The sequence below is a fragment of the Anabaena lutea FACHB-196 genome, assembly GCF_014698305.1.
Classification (GTDB): domain Bacteria; phylum Cyanobacteriota; class Cyanobacteriia; order Cyanobacteriales; family Nostocaceae; genus Anabaena; species Anabaena lutea.
On record NZ_JACJST010000015.1, the window covers coordinates 18,667 to 33,554 of the forward strand.

Below are 14,888 nucleotides of genomic sequence, written 5' to 3' on the forward strand. Positions count from 1 at the left end.
TTAGTTATTTATACTGAATAAACTAACAAATTTTATATATTAATGGTAAGTTTTTAGATTTTTTTAACAAATCTATCGAGGTATTTTGACAACAACATATAGTTATATTCATACTGACTTGCAAGCGCTAATAAATTATAATACTTTTTCAATAGCAATTAATATAAAATTTATAATAAATTTTAATTTCAAATATTTGAAAAATAGGACATATCTAATTTCTGTCTAACTCGGCTAAAAATATAGGGATCTTTATAAATGATTCATAATTTAAATTTATCAAAGTGATAATATATAGATAAGCTAAATTGTTGGTAGTGAACCATTATTTCAACCAACAGCTATTACATACAGAGCTATCAAAGATATTCTTACTTTATCTCTGGTTAAGCAAAAACAAAGCTAGACAGTAATAAAGTTAGATAAAAATATAGAGAAACTGTGTAAATCTTAAGTTCCAACAATTTATTTTTTACAAATCATTTGGGGCTGATATAGGGTTACTATTTGATTTTTAAACATATACTTAGGGTGGGCATTGCCCACCCTACAATACTCGGATATTTTATGGCTACGCCACGCAAGCTATCAGAAATCATTTAGGGTTCCTATATATAAATTATAAATTGTTCGTCAGCTACTAATAGTTCATGAAAATTGAAATAGTCTTTTTAGATATGGTGAGTATTCCTCACCATGATATTTTGAGTTGTCTTCAACAGTAATAATTATGAGTCAAACAAATCAGCCAAAATTGAGTACAGAAACTAACCAATGGCTATTAGCAGAAGGTTACAACGCTGAAGATTTAAATCAGCATGGTAAAAATGGTGATACGGCTTTAATGAAAGCTACTAGGGAAGGAATCTATTCCGTTGTGAAGGAATTAATAGATGGGGGTGCGGATATCAATGCTACAAATAATGATCACAATAATGCTTTGTGGTTTGCTTGTTTTGGCAATCACTACGATTTAATGAATTTGCTGCTAGATGCCAACATTGATATTAACAATCAAAACGATAATGGGGCAACCGTCCTGATGTATGGTGCATCGGCTGGAAAGACAGAAGTAGTGAGATTGCTATTACAACACAATCCTAACATGAATTTACAAAATTTGGATGATTATAAAGCAATTGACTTTGCCAGTAATAGAGAAGTTTTAAGGTTGCTGAAAAATGCCTCACAGTAAGATTTATGGAAGCTCTTATCATGCTCAAACTAAGCATTCTTGCTTATCGGTACAGCTTAACCCAAATTATGTTGATGCTTCCACCCAACCCACGACTTTTAAAGTTTATCCCCGCTTTTATCGGCGGTTGCAATTAAATCGCAATAACCCTATTCATGATTTTCTCTGGTTAACCAGTGCGATTACTTTTGAGAAAATATATAAGGATGGACCCTATAAATTACGGGTAAATCCTTCTGCGGGGGCTTTATATCCGACGGAAGTTTATGTCCAGATTCGTGGTGTTGATGGAATTATAGATGGTATCTACCATATAGAAGTTGAGAATAATTGTCTGACTTTAATTTATGAATTAATTGATGATGGAGTCGAGAATTATGTTATACCTAATAAACGTATCAACGGATTCATTTTTTTAGTTAGTTGTGTTTATCATAGGTCTAGCTGGAAATATCAAGACAGGAGTTTTAGATATTGTTTGTTGGATAGCGGACACCATTTGGGTGCTATCGCTGCTTCAGCATATCTTCACGAAAAAAACATACAACTAATCTTGGATTTTGATAAACTTAATCTCAATGCAGATTTGGGATTTGAGAATAAGGAGTTTATTACTAGTTGTGTGATATCGGGAGATGTACAAGAAAAACCAGTCAGACGCTTAAGGCTACCAATTCCTTTTGTTTGTGGTACTGACTATTTTCAAGTTAATCAATTTGTTGAAGATGCCTATCAAGCAACGTCTTTACAACCTAGTCACCAGCAAAATCTCGCAAATCCTAAATTTAATTTTGACCGGAAACGGTTTTTTGAGAACGTTTGGAATAGGCGTTCTATTCGACGTTTTCATAAGCATTCTATTTCCCAAGAGGTCTATTGGCAAATTTTGCAAGCCGTTCAACAACCAATACCAAGTGAGAATTTTGAGGAAATAGAAATTTACTCAGTGGTGCATCATGTTGAAGGGATTTCACCAGGGTTATATAAAGGTACACATCTCCTTAAAGCTGGTAACTTTAGCGAAAAAACAGGGTACTTGTGCATTAATCAAGCTATAGCTAGAGATTGTGCTGTAACTTTGTTTTTCGTGTCCGATTATTTGAGTTATCAAACCGCTATGCAATTAGCCGGATTTATCGGACAGAGAGTGTATTTATTTAGCAATTATTGGGGAATAGATTGTAGTGGAATTGGTGCTTTCTATGATGATGAAGCCCAAGAATTTCTAGGAACCAATAAGGACTTACTTTATGTAATGGCAATTGGCAAATAAAATAGGAAAACCCAAGGAAATGGCGAGAAGAGAATCAGAATTCGATGCTGATGATAAGCACCCTATGCAGCCTACATCAGCCGATATTATCCTGCGGCAACAATTAGAGTATTCGATTAGTCGGTACTTTTATGAAGGATGCGATCGCATTGTTCAAAACCTGTTGTCCCATTGTCGTTGGTATGCGACAACTCACGCTAGTGCTTTGACTTTAGTAATTGAATGTCCTGATCAATTTACTAATTGGCAAATTTTGCAGCAAATTGTCGCAATGGCAAATGTCCTCTCTGGTATTGTTAGCAGTGCCAAAATTCGCGTTTGTCCTCCCGATACTCAAACTGTACCCTTTGAAATGAGAGTTGATGAATTGCCAGTTTACCGTGATTGGGTTTAATGTGATTTTGGATTTTGGATTAGTTAATTAAGCCATAACATTCTGTTGGATAATTTTGATTAGTTCGGCAAAAACTAAATCGGCAGAATGTTGAACTACAGGACTTAATTCCCACCCCAAATCCAGGTTAGCCGCTTCAATTAAATAGACTATTACCAATGAAGGAAAATCATCTTGAAAGATTTTTCTCCCTGCGGCTAAGGCATGATCCCAACGAAAATCATGCAAGTTGTAACTAGGTTCGGGCAGTGCTTCTAGTTCTTTCCCTGGGACTTTAAATATAGCACCTGGTTCTGAACCTGTGCAACTGGCATCAAGAATAATTAATTTTTCACTTCCTCTCGCTTGAAACATCACTTCCATTCCCGCAGTTCCACAATCAAAAACGCGGATGTTGGGGTGAATATTTTGGGCGAGATATTGCTGTAAACGTTGGGCAATGATTACGCCCACAGCATCGTCATTCCGATTGAGATTGCCACAACCAATGATAGTTAGCATGGGATATTTATAATAACATGAATATTATCAACTTGGCACGAAAAATTAATATTTACGGAAATTTTGACCTTATCTCTAATTATTGACTTTATAGTGACTATAGCAGCCGTAAGTCAGTGACAAAAATTTGTCTTTATTTTCTCTGCGTCTATCTGTAGTGATTGGTAAAAAATCATTCTCACCCATCAGATAGAATTGCTATATGCTAGTATTTCGTGATACAGAAACTAAGGGTAGGGGTATATTTGCTCAGGAAGATTTTGCTAAAGGTGATTTAATTGAAAGATCCGCTGTGATTGTTATTCCTAAACAGCAAGTTAAGTTAATTACTAAAACTGTTTTATTGAATTATTATTTTGGTTGGCATGGAGAAAGTGGGGCGATAGGTTTAGGTTTTGCTTCTCTTTTTAATCATTCTTATCATCCTAATGCTGTTTATATTAAAAATTTTGCTAAGAGTGTAATTGATATTATTGCTCATCAAGATATTAGGAAAGGTCAGGAAATTACTATTAATTATAATGGTCAGGTTGATGATATTTCTCCTGTATGGTTTGATGTGGAGGAATAAGGCTCACGCAAAGGAGCCAGTGCGTTGCGCGGGTTTCCCGCGTTGTAGCAACTGGCGTAGCGCAGAGGCGCAAAGAGAGGAAGACATGAAAGATTATTGTTTAACTTTTATCCGTTTGTGCTAACAAATCCTTTGGAGATAAAATAGGAATCTTTTGATAGGATTTAAGCACCAACAAATCTTCATCTCCGGTAATAATCAAATTGGCATTACCAGCAATAGCAAGTGAGAGAAATTTATCGTCTATTGGATCTCGACAAACTTCCACATGATTCACAACATCAATTATCTCAGTAAGATTTTTTAGATATAAAATAAACTTTTGCCGCTCTTCCAAACTGACATAATTATCAAATTTTTTCCTGGAGAGAACCATTTCTAGTTCTGTAAGTGTGTCCGAAGAAACAAGAATGTGATGGAAATCAAAAGCATAACGAACTGCTTGAGAAGTGATAGAGTTGGGAGTTAGTAACCGACTCACAAAACAATTAGTGTCAATGACAATTCTTTGCTCAATCATCACTGTCAAGAATTTCTTTGAGCTTTTCTTCTGTCATACCTTTTACTTCGGCATTTTTACCAACTTGATCACAAAATTCCTGAAACTCATTTTTTAGCAACTTAGTCAATCTTTGATACTCTAAAACAGACAGCACTACAACTGAATCTTGATCCTGACGCTGAATGGTTATTGGTTCTTTTTGGGCTTTATCTAAAAATTCTGTAAAATTTTGTTTTGCTTCCGTGGCAGACAGATAAATCATAATATACCTCCATTCCCTTTATCATAACTCAAATTGGTTAGCTGACTCTGGCTACCTTCTCAATTCACCAGAGATAGAACCTCAATAATTGCGTTGCTATGCTGGAGTATAATGCTGTAATATATATTGCCTTATTACCTACAATACATTAAAATGTCTTTTTACCTACTGTAAGCAAATAATGAGACTTTTACACACAAGCCAGCCATATATAACTGGATCACTGGCTGCAAACTGTGAGCTAAATCTAGAGTAATTCTGTTGATATAAAATATACTTAGAAAAATATGGTAAGAAAAGAAATACCTGATGGTGCTATTGAACAAGTAGCCAAACACATTAATACGCGCAGCAACAAAAACTATAACATTCCTGTCATTGGTCATGAGGAAAATATAGAGACTCCTCAAGTATTTGAAATTATCCCATTTGATAAAATTGATGACAGTGATAGACGATTTTATGCAATAGACGGAAGCTACAACAGCACACAGTTTTACAATGGTTTATCTATTGGTATTTATGCGGCTGGCTACATTTGCTTTCATCGCGGTAAACAAATAAGATTGAATTCATTAGATGATCCTATTGTACTGGGGCAAGCGTATTACCCAAAAAATATTCTGATTACAAATTCAGATCATCTTAATGCTATTTATGATGAACTGCTAACCTTAGAACCAGTCAAAAACTTACTCGAATTTTGGGCTGATACACCTGATAAGATTTTTTCATACAAAAGAGAACAAATATGTACGAATCTATCTACTTTACTGGGATTTTGTCAAGAAATACTGGAAATATCACTTATTTTAGAAATAGTTGATCGTCCAGATACAAAAGCTGGAGACTTTATTTTAAGAGATGGAACATTACGCCCTTTACAAGTAAAGCAGCCCTACTTAATTAAGTTAGGAAAATATGCTCACGATAAAGAAGTGAATGTACTTGCTATTACTAAGCAATCTACGATCAAAATGGAGCTTTCCTACACATTTAAACAAATTGACAATTATCTTCAGGATCAACTTAAGAACGAATACCCTTTTGTAGAGAAAGACCCTAAGCGGAAAAAACTTTGTTGCTGGTTTGAAGTTTCTGATGTTGTGCTTCAAGCAGCATATAAAGGAGATATGTTCATTAAAAAATCAACTCGTGGAGGACGAGGTTTTGGATTATTTATGGTAGCTAGATTGGATTATGTGGAAAAGTTGCAAAACTATGACTGGCTCATAGTAGATATAAATATCTTTGATGCTATTCCAAAAATTGAATTAGGTGATGCTCAAAGAAATAGAGTAGCATTAGAGTTAATCTTAAAAGAATTAACTCGTCTCACACAAGAACATTATATTCTTGGTTATCCTTATCCATTAGCAGAAGTACATAACTTTATATCTCTGAAAAAAAATTTTAAAGAGGAAATTATAGCACGTCTAAAATATTCGCTTTATAGAGATCAGAGAATGGATAATGTAGACATCGAAAATTTGTTTTTGGATATACACGATAGATTTTAAGATATACAGGAGATAAAATTTATGTCACAAGCAGTTGATTTCGGCGTATTATACGGTCAAAAAACTACAGAAGATGCACTACTAATATATTCTTCCTATGAAGATGCAAAAGCTAGTCCTCAAACAGGAGATTTTATTGTTTTAACACCAAAAGATGAGGGAAATACAAAATATTTGGCGAGAGTAGAAGCTGAAATATATGATGAAGACCCTATTTTTAAGTCTCAGGAGAAGACCTTAATTGCTGTACATTATGCACGTATCGCAGAAAGAGAACTTTCTGAGAGAGACAAACAAAAGATGTTCAGCTATACATACAAGGTTCGTATTTTAGGAACATTCACAGATAACGGTACTTCAATTAATTTCACCACAGCAGTAAGAAAGTTACCTACAGTTTCTTATATAGCAAGATATTTAAACCAGCGTGAAATAAATTTCATTCTTAATAAAACTAATGAAGATGGAATTGAGATTGGTCATCTTTGTGTTGGTGAAACAGTTTTTAAAGAGAAGGGACCAATTCTTTTTAGAATTGACAAATTGCGTAACAAACGAACAATGGTGTTTGCTCAGTCAGGATTTGGTAAGACTAATCTTGTTAAAGTATTACTTTATCACATGACAAGCAACACATCTTATGGAAAATTAATTTTTGATTTGAATGGTGAATATTTTTTACGTGGTACTAATACATACGGTTTAGGAGATATTAAGGAAGATTCGATTAGAAATAACCTTGTAGTATATACAGATAAAAATCTACCAGATATTTATAAAACACAGAATAGATTCATTTTTGGAGGAAAGGTACTACTCAATACACATAAACATCTAACCGTAGGTGATATATTAAGTTTTGGAGCAGGATTTTCTGAAGTAATGAAGTCTTTTCTTCTATATCTTGATGAAGAAGGAGTATCTAATTTTATAGCAAATATTGATGATTATGTTCACACTCCAAGTAATCTTTATCGAGATTTTTCTGATTTTTTTGGTGAACAAAAAACTGGTAAAACAAAAGAAGATGTTTCTGCCCGGAAGACAATCATGGCAATTAGAAAGAGAGTTCGTCATTTAATAGATGAAGGTAAGGGTCTACATTCATCATCATCACAACTTATTGAAAAAGTATTTACATATTTAAAGCAGGGAAAAACTGTTGTTATAGACTTATCTCTCAAAGATAATATGGATGCCAGTATTATCTCTACAATGCTAGTTCGTAAACTCTTTGATAATAACAAGGAAATGTTTACATCTGATCAGCCAGAAGAAGTTATCAAAACTGTCATTTTTGTAGAAGAAGCTCAAAACGTGCTGTCTCAAGAATTTGTTAGGTCTAATGCTAACCCATTTGTGCGAGTCGCAAAAGAAGGGCGTAAATTTGGACTGGGATTAGTTGCTGTAACACAGCGTCCTTCTGCGATTTCAGATGAAATTAGAACACAAGCTGAGAATTTCTTTGCATTACACATGGGTAATTCTGACGATATTAAGGCTCTTATAAAATCAAATATCAACTATGATGGTGTAATTGCGGATTTTATCCAGAGGGAAACAATAGCTGGTAATCTCTATATGGTTTCATCTGATCAGGCTTTTGCTCTTCCTGTCAGAGTAACAGAGTTTGAAAAACTTGTAGAGAAAAAGGTTTACCCTGAGTCCAAATTGAATATCAATAAATGATTACGTCTAAAGGGTTAAACCTTTAAACTCACAAATTAATAATTACCATGCAAAATGAGAATGATAAAGCATACATCAAGCAACAGATTCTTGATAATTTAGAAGCTTATGGAATTCAATGGGATGATACTGAGAATAAAATAGTTGTAGATGACTTCAGAGAAGTTCAACGACGATTAGCTCAACGAACCAATTTAAAAGGTTTAGATTATACAAGTAAGGTTCAAAAGTATCTCGCACAACCAGCAGATATAGATATAACTAAAATCAGTCCTTATCTTGTTATTGCAGATTCAAAAGCAGAACATGATAGACTTTGGGCTTATGCAAAATCCCAATGGTCAATTCCTGTTACCGTTGGATATGGGCGACGCATTCGTTGCTTTGTATTTGATCGACAAAATGATAAGTTAATCGGAATTTTTGGCTTATGCGATCCTGTCATTGGTTTGGAGATTAGAGATCAAGAGTCAATTGGGTGGACAAAAAACCAAAAATTGAAGCGTTTGTATAATTGTATGACCGCATATATTCTGGGTGCTGTTCCTCCATACAATCGTGTACTCGGCTCTAAATTAGTTGCACTTACACTCATGTTTCCAGAAGTTCGCAAAGCCTTCTACTATAAATATAGAAATAGTCCTTCTGTCATTACTGGAGCTAATAAAAAGCCCAATCTTGTATATATTGACACTCTAGGAGCTTTTGGAAAGTCAGCTATTTACAATCGTTTAATAAATTGGGAATTTGTTGGTTATACTAAAGGACAAAGCCATCTTCATATCACAGCAAATGGTAGCTGGGAACTTATTAAACAAGTTGTACCAGAAGAAGTATTTAAAACTTATAAATTTGGTCAAGGACCTAACTGGAAAATACGTGTGTTAAAACAAGGATTACGTGAACTTGATTTATCTGAAGATATGTTGAGTGTTGGATGGCAAAGGGGTTACTATTGTTGTACTTTAGCTGAAAACTGGAAGGAATATTTACTAGGAGAGACAAATAAAGTAATATGGCGAAATTTTACAGAGAGAGATTTAGTAAGCTATTGGTATGAAAGGTGGATTACTCCTAGACTAGAGACGTTGAAAGTTAATTTGGAACGAGAAAGCACACTATAGAGATATATACTCGGAAAATTCGTTAACTTTATAGAAACTAAGATGCCTACGAACGAGCAACTGAGGATGAGGAGTTTATATATAATCAGTAAAATAGGTTTGTTTTATGCAAGGAAATCCAACATTTATCATTTTTGCGTTGGGTTGCGCTCCGCTTAACCCAACCTACAGTTATTGTTTTTCTGGGTGAGCAATAAATACCCACCCAGGTTTTTAAATGATGGTAATTGAATTAATGATATCGTCTATTATTACGACATAGGTAATACCTGCCTCGATAATATCTATAACGATTTCTGCCAGTACAAGTTCGATAACGTCTGACATGGTTAGTTGTCTGATAACGATTATGAGTTGCAGAATCAGCATTTTCTGCAATACCCAATACGGACATAGACGCTATCAAAGTAGCGATAAGAAAAGATGCAATACGTTTCATGGGTATGATTTGAGGAATCAGTAATTATTTCTACAAACGCATAAAGTTGATGAGGCGGAGATTCCAAAAAGCTTTAAATAGATATGATCATCAAAGTTTCTAAAATTGGTATTAATCATCAATACCTTATTAAAACTTATGAATTAAATTTTCGTAGTGGGTTTTATTAACTCAAACTGCAACTATAAATTGTCAATTGTCAATTATTTGGTGGGCATTGCCCACCCTAAAAATCTATAAACTCACACCATGTTTTCTCGCAATTTCCACAAGTTGCTCATACTGATGTTGAGAAGCTTTAGCTAAAATTGCATCTGCTTCTTCTGGATTAGTACCATCTTTAGGAATTAAATACTTAACATAAAGAGAAACAAAATCAACTACAGCAGCTAAACCGGATAATTCGTGTTTATCGGCTTTTTTTCCAGCAATTACAGCCACAAGACCGGCTCTAATTGGGTCAGGTTTTACCTTCATAAATTGGTCAACTAATTGCTTAGAATAATCCGCTGGTGCTAAATTATTTAACTTACTTTGATCAGGTTTAAATTCCAATCCTGCGGCTTTTGACTGATCCAACATACACCATTCTATAAATTCTTGCAGTGCAACTTCAGGAAGCTTAGGAAGATATTGATGTAGTTCTAAATTAGACACAATTAGTTACCAATTTTAGTAAATTTGTAATTCGTAATTGGTAATTCTGTTGATAATCAGGAATTACCAATTATTCATTAAAGTCCAGACTAACCCACAGGTTTAGGAACTTTTGTAATGCAAACAACAATTATAAGATATACACAAAAATGCTAAAAAAAGACACAAAGATAGAAAATTTATCTTCTTCTTTGCGCCTGTGCGTAAGACAAAAATCAAGCTGTTCTAAAACGAGCCAATTCTTCCCCAGTTTTCGCATCATGAGCATGAACAGTACACACCAAACAAGAATCAAAAGAACGGGCTACATGACCTACTTCTACTGGGTCTGTAGGGTCTTGAATCGGTGTTCCTACTAATGCTTGTTCAATCGGTCCCCGTTGTTCTGTACCGTCACGGGGTCCAATATTCCAAGTACCAGGGGCGATAACTTGGTAATTCTTAATTTTGCCTTTTTCGATTTCTACCCAGTGACATAATGCACCTCTAGCAGCTTCGGTTGCACCCCAACCTTTACCGTCTTTTTCTTTGGGTTTAATATACCAGGGATCGTTTAATTTGAACTCCTTTAAACAGCGTTCAGCTTGACGATATAGTTTGACAAGTTCGTGAACTCTTGCTAATTGGCGAACATGAACATTTGCACCGCCCATTTTTTTGAAGACATCAAGGATAAATGGGTCGTAATGTTGCCAAGATTCGCCATGATTTCCACCGGCAACTAATTGACGGGCTAGGGGACCCGCTTCTAAACGTCCTAAGTCTTGGTGGAGGACTGCACTTGACCAAGAATATGCACCATTAAAGTCTTTTTGGTTGTTATTAATTGGTGTGGTGGTGCGATCGCTTGGATGAATATCTTCTGTCCCCTCATCATACCAAGAATGTGTTGTATTCTCCCGAATAAAAGACTGATTAATCAAGGTATGAGTATCAGTGAAGCTATCGTAAACACCGTTTTTCATAATTACAGCGGCGTTACGTCCTTCAATGGTGGGTTGATTATATTTATCCTCATGGGGAATATAACCCCAAGTGACATATTTACCCACACCAGCACCATATCGATCTAAACCGATATCTAAACCCATGCGCCAATATAAACCTAAGTCAGATTCCCGGTGTTTAACATCTTGATTTAACCATCTAATGAAGTCTTCATAGGATTGAATTTCTTCATATCTTTCTAAAGAACATCCTAACCACACTGGTTCTAACCAATTGGTGCGGAAATATTCCAAAATTGCCCAAGCGCGGGTAATGTCAGTTAAGGTGGGGGCGCACATCACACCACCAGGCACCATATAACTGCTGTGCGGCCATTGTCCACCTAATAAAGCGTAAATTTCTACAGGTTTTCCAGAAATTGTAATGCCGATTTCATAAGATGTACCTGTGAAAGCAGCAAAGCGCCGACAAGCTTCATCATAAAAATGACTGCGGCGATAATTTTTATTAGTTAAGTCAATAGCAAACAATCCATAAAAATAGCGAGGAATGCTTTGGATTGTTTCGACAATTTGACCTAAATTTCTCGCCAAAATTGCATTTCTGGGAACTTCATTTCCCCAAGCTGTATCCAATGCCCAAGATGCGGAACTGAGGTGAGAACCGCCACAAATTCCACAAATTCTGGGGGTGACAATTAAGCCGGCTTGGGGGTCTTTTCCGCGTAAAATTATTTCAAATCCGCGAAAAAGTTCGGCATGAGTCCAGGCGTTTGTCACATATCCATTGTCGATTTCGACGCGCACATCTAAATCACCCTCAACTCTACCAACGGGTGAAATATCTAAGGTTTGAATTGGCATAATGATAGGGAACAGGGAATAGGGAATAGGGAATTGGTAATTTTTTTCTACCAATGACCAATGACCAATGACCAATGACCAATGACCAATGACCAATGACCAATGACCAATGACCAATGACCAATGACCAATGACTAATGACCAATAACCAATGACTAAGGACTAAACAGTGAAAAAGTCTTCATCTGCCCATTTTGGGGCTGCGTCTTTAGCAACAACGGTGAGAATTGCGTAATCTTTGATGTTGACTCCGGGGGGTATTTCTTTAGGAACTCCCATGACTGTTTGAGTTTTAAATACTGTTCCTGGTTTGAGGTCAAAAAAGGGAAATTCGGGTTCTGTGCAACCTAAACAGGGCATTCCCGCGCGGGTTTTAGAGGAGACGCGGTTCCAGAGAATGCGGTTACAGGAGGAATGGGTCATGGGGCCACGACAACCTAAGTCGTAGAATAAGCAGCCTTTACGTTGTCCAAATTCGGCGGTTGTGGCTTTGTAAGCAAAATGAACGTTGCGGGTACAACCTGTTTGGGTGAAGGTGTTGAAGAAGGTTTGAGGACGGTGAAGTTCATCGAGAACTATATCACCAATTCTTCCAGTGGCGATCGCTACTAATATCTGCGTTATCCAGTCGGGGTGTGCGGGACAACCGGGAATATTAATTACAGGTAAGCCGGCTTTGCTGACGAAATCTTTCCCTAAAAAACCGCCTTCTTCCCGTTTGAGAAATTGCAATCCTTTCGAGTCGCTGGGGTTGGGTGACATGGCGGGAATTCCTCCCCAAGTCGCACAGTCTCCCACAGCGACAATAAATTTCGCAACTTTGGCTAAATCGTTTAACCAGTCTTTCATGGGACGGTCTGCAAATCGGTTCCATTCTCCTGTACCATTGGGGGCGTTAACTACGCTACCTTCAAATACCAAAATATCTACGGGAGTTTTACCTAAAACGCATTCCCACAGAAGTGTTTGTAAGTTGTCACCTAGTTCTAAACCCAAGGAAGGATGCCAAAGTATTTTAATCCCAAAGTCAGCAATTAAATCACAAGCTGTCGGTTCTTCGGCATTCAGAAATGACATGGTGTTACCTGAACAAGCACCACCTTGCAGCCAGAGTACGTTAGTCATTGGCTATGTATTTTTTCTATTGTTTACCATGCATGATTCAGGGGACAGAAGAAGTACCGACTAATCAGGATCTACGCTAACAAGATTCACAGGAGTTTAGAAACATCAACTTCTTCTTTTGATAAAGCTTGTAGAATCTCACCTGCTGATCAATATTTATAACTTTAAATTAAGGTATTTTTTGATTCAATTAATGCCGGTTAAATAAAATTTAAGAATTAGAAAGACTAAATTTTTATGAAATTTTATTTATGGTTATAGTCATTACAGATTTTTGAATTTACTTTTGTGGTCAGCTTACAGATAATACCGTTTCATTTTAAGGTTGATACAAATGGACAGACGAGATGAAGATACTCAGTGACGGGGAGACGCGGTGACGGGGAGATTCATTTGTAAGTAGGTTGGCGTTAAAAATTGTCGTTATGACAAGGCAGGAGGCAGAAATAAGGAAGAAGTAAGAAAGAAGGAAGGAATAAGACAGGTAATCTTACACTGAGAATTACCCTATATCATCCCCCAATTTTTCAAACAACTTTGCTAATACCACGTTAGAAAATAAAAACCCATTGGGATCTGTTAAACGCAAGTTTCCACCCACAACTTTCACCCAACCTTGAGCAAAATAAGGTCGCAAACATTGATGAATTTCCTCTACTTTTTCTTTTCCAAACTTCTCTGTCAACGTCACCAAACTCAAACCTTCTGCTAAACGTAACCCCAACATTAAAGTTTCTAACAATTCTTCCTCTGGTGGAGTAATTTCACCAGCAATTACTGCGCCATTTTGCAACCATTCGTAATATTCCTTCGTTTTCCGGGGACGGGTGAAGCGTTTTCCTTGCACATAACTGGCTGCACCCATACCAAAACCATAATAAGGGCGATTTTGCCAATAAACGCGATTATGTTGGCATTGATGTCCTTTTTGAGCATAATTGGAAATTTCATAATGCTCATAACCTGCACCAGTTAAAACTTGCTGCGCCTTATGGTACATTTTAACTGTGGTTTCATCTGTCGGCAGAGGATTGTCACCAGCTTGGAAATAACGCCCAAAAGCTGTTCCTGGTTCAATTGTTAAGTCATATATAGAAATATGAGTTGGGGCAATTTCTACCGCTTTAGTCAGGGAATCTTGCCATTGTCCTAAAGACTGATGTGGCAACCCGGAAATTAGGTCTAAGCTAAATTCGGGTATCTCGACTTGGTGGATTAAGTCTATAGCTGCAAGAATATCTGTAACTGAGTGCGATCGCCCAGCAAGTTTTAACAATTCTTCTTGAAAAGCTTGTACACCCAAACTTACCCGGTTTACACCTGCACTGCGATAACCTGCGATATGTGCTAAATCAAATGTACCGGGGTCCATTTCCATAGAAATCTCTACCCTAGTCGCAATTCCTAAGCGTCCCGCTAGAGCTTCTATTATCCGTTGTAACTGCTCAACTGACAGTAGTGAAGGAGTACCACCACCAAAAAAAATTGTCTCTAGGGGTTTACTAAAGGCTGGTGCAATGTTGATTTCCTGACAAAGTGCCTCAACATATTGGCAAATCGTACCAGATGTTTCACCCCGCAAGCGACCGCCCACCACAGACACCGGGAAATCACAATAAAAACACCGTCGCCGACAAAAGGGAATATGTACATAAGCAGCAGTGGGAATTCCAGAAACAATTTCTTTTTGACTCATTTTGAGCAAGAATTATATTAATTTAATGGACAATTACAGATTATGAAAATGAGTAGTTTGTTTACAACTTTTTATGTTTTTACAACAAAAATAATAATAATTATGCAGCGAAAACTCTTTAGTTATAAT

15 protein-coding genes are annotated in these 14,888 nt (G+C 36.3%); 7 read left to right on the forward strand and 8 right to left on the reverse strand.

Annotated elements, in window-relative coordinates:
• Positions 1 to 730 precede the first annotated feature (730 nt).
• From H6G59_RS16510 to H6G59_RS16520, 3 genes are read left to right on the forward strand one after another with little or no spacing between them, the layout of a single operon-like run.
• Complete coding sequence (locus H6G59_RS16510; RefSeq protein ID WP_190716263.1) at positions 731 to 1,195, forward strand: ankyrin repeat domain-containing protein; 465 nt, start codon at positions 731 to 733, stop codon at positions 1,193 to 1,195.
• Positions 1,182 to 2,468 (forward strand): SagB/ThcOx family dehydrogenase, encoded by a 1,287-nt coding sequence (locus H6G59_RS16515; RefSeq protein WP_190716265.1) that lies wholly within the window; start codon positions 1,182 to 1,184, stop codon positions 2,466 to 2,468. Before H6G59_RS16510 ends, H6G59_RS16515 begins: the two co-directional genes overlap by 14 nt.
• Positions 2,469 to 2,487: 19 nt before the next feature.
• The gene (locus H6G59_RS16520; protein WP_127053962.1) at positions 2,488 to 2,862 is read left to right on the forward strand and encodes a hypothetical protein; all 375 of its coding nucleotides are present in this window, start codon (positions 2,488 to 2,490) and stop codon (positions 2,860 to 2,862) included.
• Between the two features lie 27 nt (positions 2,863 to 2,889).
• On the opposite strand, the gene H6G59_RS16525 is transcribed toward H6G59_RS16520, so the two are convergent.
• Entirely contained in the window at positions 2,890 to 3,363 is a 474-nt protein-coding gene (locus tag H6G59_RS16525) for a hydrogenase maturation protease (RefSeq protein ID WP_190716267.1), read from the reverse strand.
• 202 nt (positions 3,364 to 3,565) lie between these two features.
• Here H6G59_RS16525 and H6G59_RS16530 point away from each other — a divergent pair, with 202 nt between their 5' ends.
• Positions 3,566 to 3,934 carry an SET domain-containing protein gene (locus H6G59_RS16530; protein ID WP_190716275.1) on the forward strand — a complete coding sequence of 123 codons (369 nt, stop codon included), beginning with the start codon at positions 3,566 to 3,568 and terminating at the stop codon, positions 3,932 to 3,934.
• Positions 3,935 to 4,034: 100 nt separating this feature from the next.
• Here H6G59_RS16530 and H6G59_RS16535 read toward each other — a convergent pair whose 3' ends face one another.
• Together H6G59_RS16535 and H6G59_RS16540 are read right to left on the reverse strand one after the other, a co-directional pair.
• A complete protein-coding gene (locus tag H6G59_RS16535; protein ID WP_190716277.1) occupies positions 4,035 to 4,454 on the reverse strand; it encodes a putative toxin-antitoxin system toxin component, PIN family in 420 nt (139 codons plus the stop codon).
• The gene (locus H6G59_RS16540) at positions 4,447 to 4,698 is read right to left on the reverse strand and encodes a type II toxin-antitoxin system Phd/YefM family antitoxin (RefSeq protein WP_190716279.1); all 252 of its coding nucleotides are present in this window, start codon (positions 4,696 to 4,698) and stop codon (positions 4,447 to 4,449) included. Before H6G59_RS16540 ends, H6G59_RS16535 begins: the two co-directional genes overlap by 8 nt.
• Before the next feature lie 287 nt (positions 4,699 to 4,985).
• On the opposite strand from H6G59_RS16540, the gene H6G59_RS16545 reads away from it, so the two are divergent.
• The 3 genes from H6G59_RS16545 to H6G59_RS16555 are packed head-to-tail and all read left to right on the forward strand — an operon-like array spanning position 4,986 to position 9,031.
• Positions 4,986 to 6,218: a DNA double-strand break repair nuclease NurA gene (locus H6G59_RS16545; RefSeq protein ID WP_190716281.1), complete on the forward strand. Its 1,233-nt coding sequence runs from the start codon at positions 4,986 to 4,988 to the stop codon at positions 6,216 to 6,218.
• 21 nt (positions 6,219 to 6,239) lie between these two features.
• Complete coding sequence (locus H6G59_RS16550) at positions 6,240 to 7,907, forward strand: ATP-binding protein (RefSeq protein WP_190716283.1); 1,668 nt, start codon at positions 6,240 to 6,242, stop codon at positions 7,905 to 7,907.
• A 47-nt stretch (positions 7,908 to 7,954) separates the two neighbouring features.
• The gene (locus tag H6G59_RS16555) at positions 7,955 to 9,031 is read left to right on the forward strand and encodes a Druantia anti-phage system protein DruA (RefSeq protein ID WP_190716285.1); all 1,077 of its coding nucleotides are present in this window, start codon (positions 7,955 to 7,957) and stop codon (positions 9,029 to 9,031) included.
• Positions 9,032 to 9,263: 232 nt separating this feature from the next.
• On the opposite strand, the gene H6G59_RS16560 is transcribed toward H6G59_RS16555, so the two are convergent.
• The 5 genes from H6G59_RS16560 to hemW all read right to left on the reverse strand — a co-directional run bounded on the left by H6G59_RS16560 (position 9,264) and on the right by hemW (position 14,759).
• A complete protein-coding gene (locus tag H6G59_RS16560) occupies positions 9,264 to 9,470 on the reverse strand; it encodes a hypothetical protein (RefSeq protein WP_190716287.1) in 207 nt (68 codons plus the stop codon).
• A 234-nt stretch (positions 9,471 to 9,704) separates the two neighbouring features.
• Positions 9,705 to 10,127 carry a hypothetical protein gene (locus H6G59_RS16565; RefSeq protein WP_190716289.1) on the reverse strand — a complete coding sequence of 141 codons (423 nt, stop codon included), beginning with the start codon at positions 10,125 to 10,127 and terminating at the stop codon, positions 9,705 to 9,707.
• A gap of 215 nt (positions 10,128 to 10,342) precedes the next feature.
• Positions 10,343 to 11,938: a nickel-dependent hydrogenase large subunit gene (locus tag H6G59_RS16570; protein WP_190716445.1), complete on the reverse strand. Its 1,596-nt coding sequence runs from the start codon at positions 11,936 to 11,938 to the stop codon at positions 10,343 to 10,345.
• A 162-nt stretch (positions 11,939 to 12,100) separates the two neighbouring features.
• Positions 12,101 to 13,063: a hydrogenase small subunit gene (locus tag H6G59_RS16575; RefSeq protein ID WP_190716291.1), complete on the reverse strand. Its 963-nt coding sequence runs from the start codon at positions 13,061 to 13,063 to the stop codon at positions 12,101 to 12,103.
• 502 nt (positions 13,064 to 13,565) lie between these two features.
• A complete protein-coding gene (hemW, locus tag H6G59_RS16580) occupies positions 13,566 to 14,759 on the reverse strand; it encodes a radical SAM family heme chaperone HemW (RefSeq protein ID WP_190716293.1) in 1,194 nt (397 codons plus the stop codon).
• Positions 14,760 to 14,888: the final 129 nt, after the last annotated feature.

Excerpts from the sequence above, each read along its gene's own strand:
- hemW (WP_190716293.1), bottom strand. The coding sequence starts at position 14,759 with ATGAGTCAAAAAGAAATTGTTTCTGGAATTCCCACTGCTGCTTATGTA.
- H6G59_RS16540 (WP_190716279.1), bottom strand. The coding sequence starts at position 4,698 with ATGATTTATCTGTCTGCCACGGAAGCAAAACAAAATTTTACAGAATTT.
- H6G59_RS16550 (WP_190716283.1), top strand. The coding sequence starts at position 6,240 with ATGTCACAAGCAGTTGATTTCGGCGTATTATACGGTCAAAAAACTACA.
- H6G59_RS16520 (WP_127053962.1), top strand. The coding sequence starts at position 2,488 with ATGGCGAGAAGAGAATCAGAATTCGATGCTGATGATAAGCACCCTATG.
- H6G59_RS16525 (WP_190716267.1), bottom strand. The coding sequence starts at position 3,363 with ATGCTAACTATCATTGGTTGTGGCAATCTCAATCGGAATGACGATGCT.
- H6G59_RS16560 (WP_190716287.1), bottom strand. The coding sequence starts at position 9,470 with ATGAAACGTATTGCATCTTTTCTTATCGCTACTTTGATAGCGTCTATG.
- H6G59_RS16545 (WP_190716281.1), top strand. The coding sequence starts at position 4,986 with ATGGTAAGAAAAGAAATACCTGATGGTGCTATTGAACAAGTAGCCAAA.
- H6G59_RS16515 (WP_190716265.1), top strand. The coding sequence starts at position 1,182 with ATGCCTCACAGTAAGATTTATGGAAGCTCTTATCATGCTCAAACTAAG.
- H6G59_RS16535 (WP_190716277.1), bottom strand. The coding sequence starts at position 4,454 with ATGATTGAGCAAAGAATTGTCATTGACACTAATTGTTTTGTGAGTCGG.
- H6G59_RS16510 (WP_190716263.1), top strand. The coding sequence starts at position 731 with ATGAGTCAAACAAATCAGCCAAAATTGAGTACAGAAACTAACCAATGG.
- H6G59_RS16575 (WP_190716291.1), bottom strand. The coding sequence starts at position 13,063 with ATGACTAACGTACTCTGGCTGCAAGGTGGTGCTTGTTCAGGTAACACC.
- H6G59_RS16555 (WP_190716285.1), top strand. The coding sequence starts at position 7,955 with ATGCAAAATGAGAATGATAAAGCATACATCAAGCAACAGATTCTTGAT.
- H6G59_RS16530 (WP_190716275.1), top strand. The coding sequence starts at position 3,566 with ATGCTAGTATTTCGTGATACAGAAACTAAGGGTAGGGGTATATTTGCT.
- H6G59_RS16570 (WP_190716445.1), bottom strand. The coding sequence starts at position 11,938 with ATGCCAATTCAAACCTTAGATATTTCACCCGTTGGTAGAGTTGAGGGT.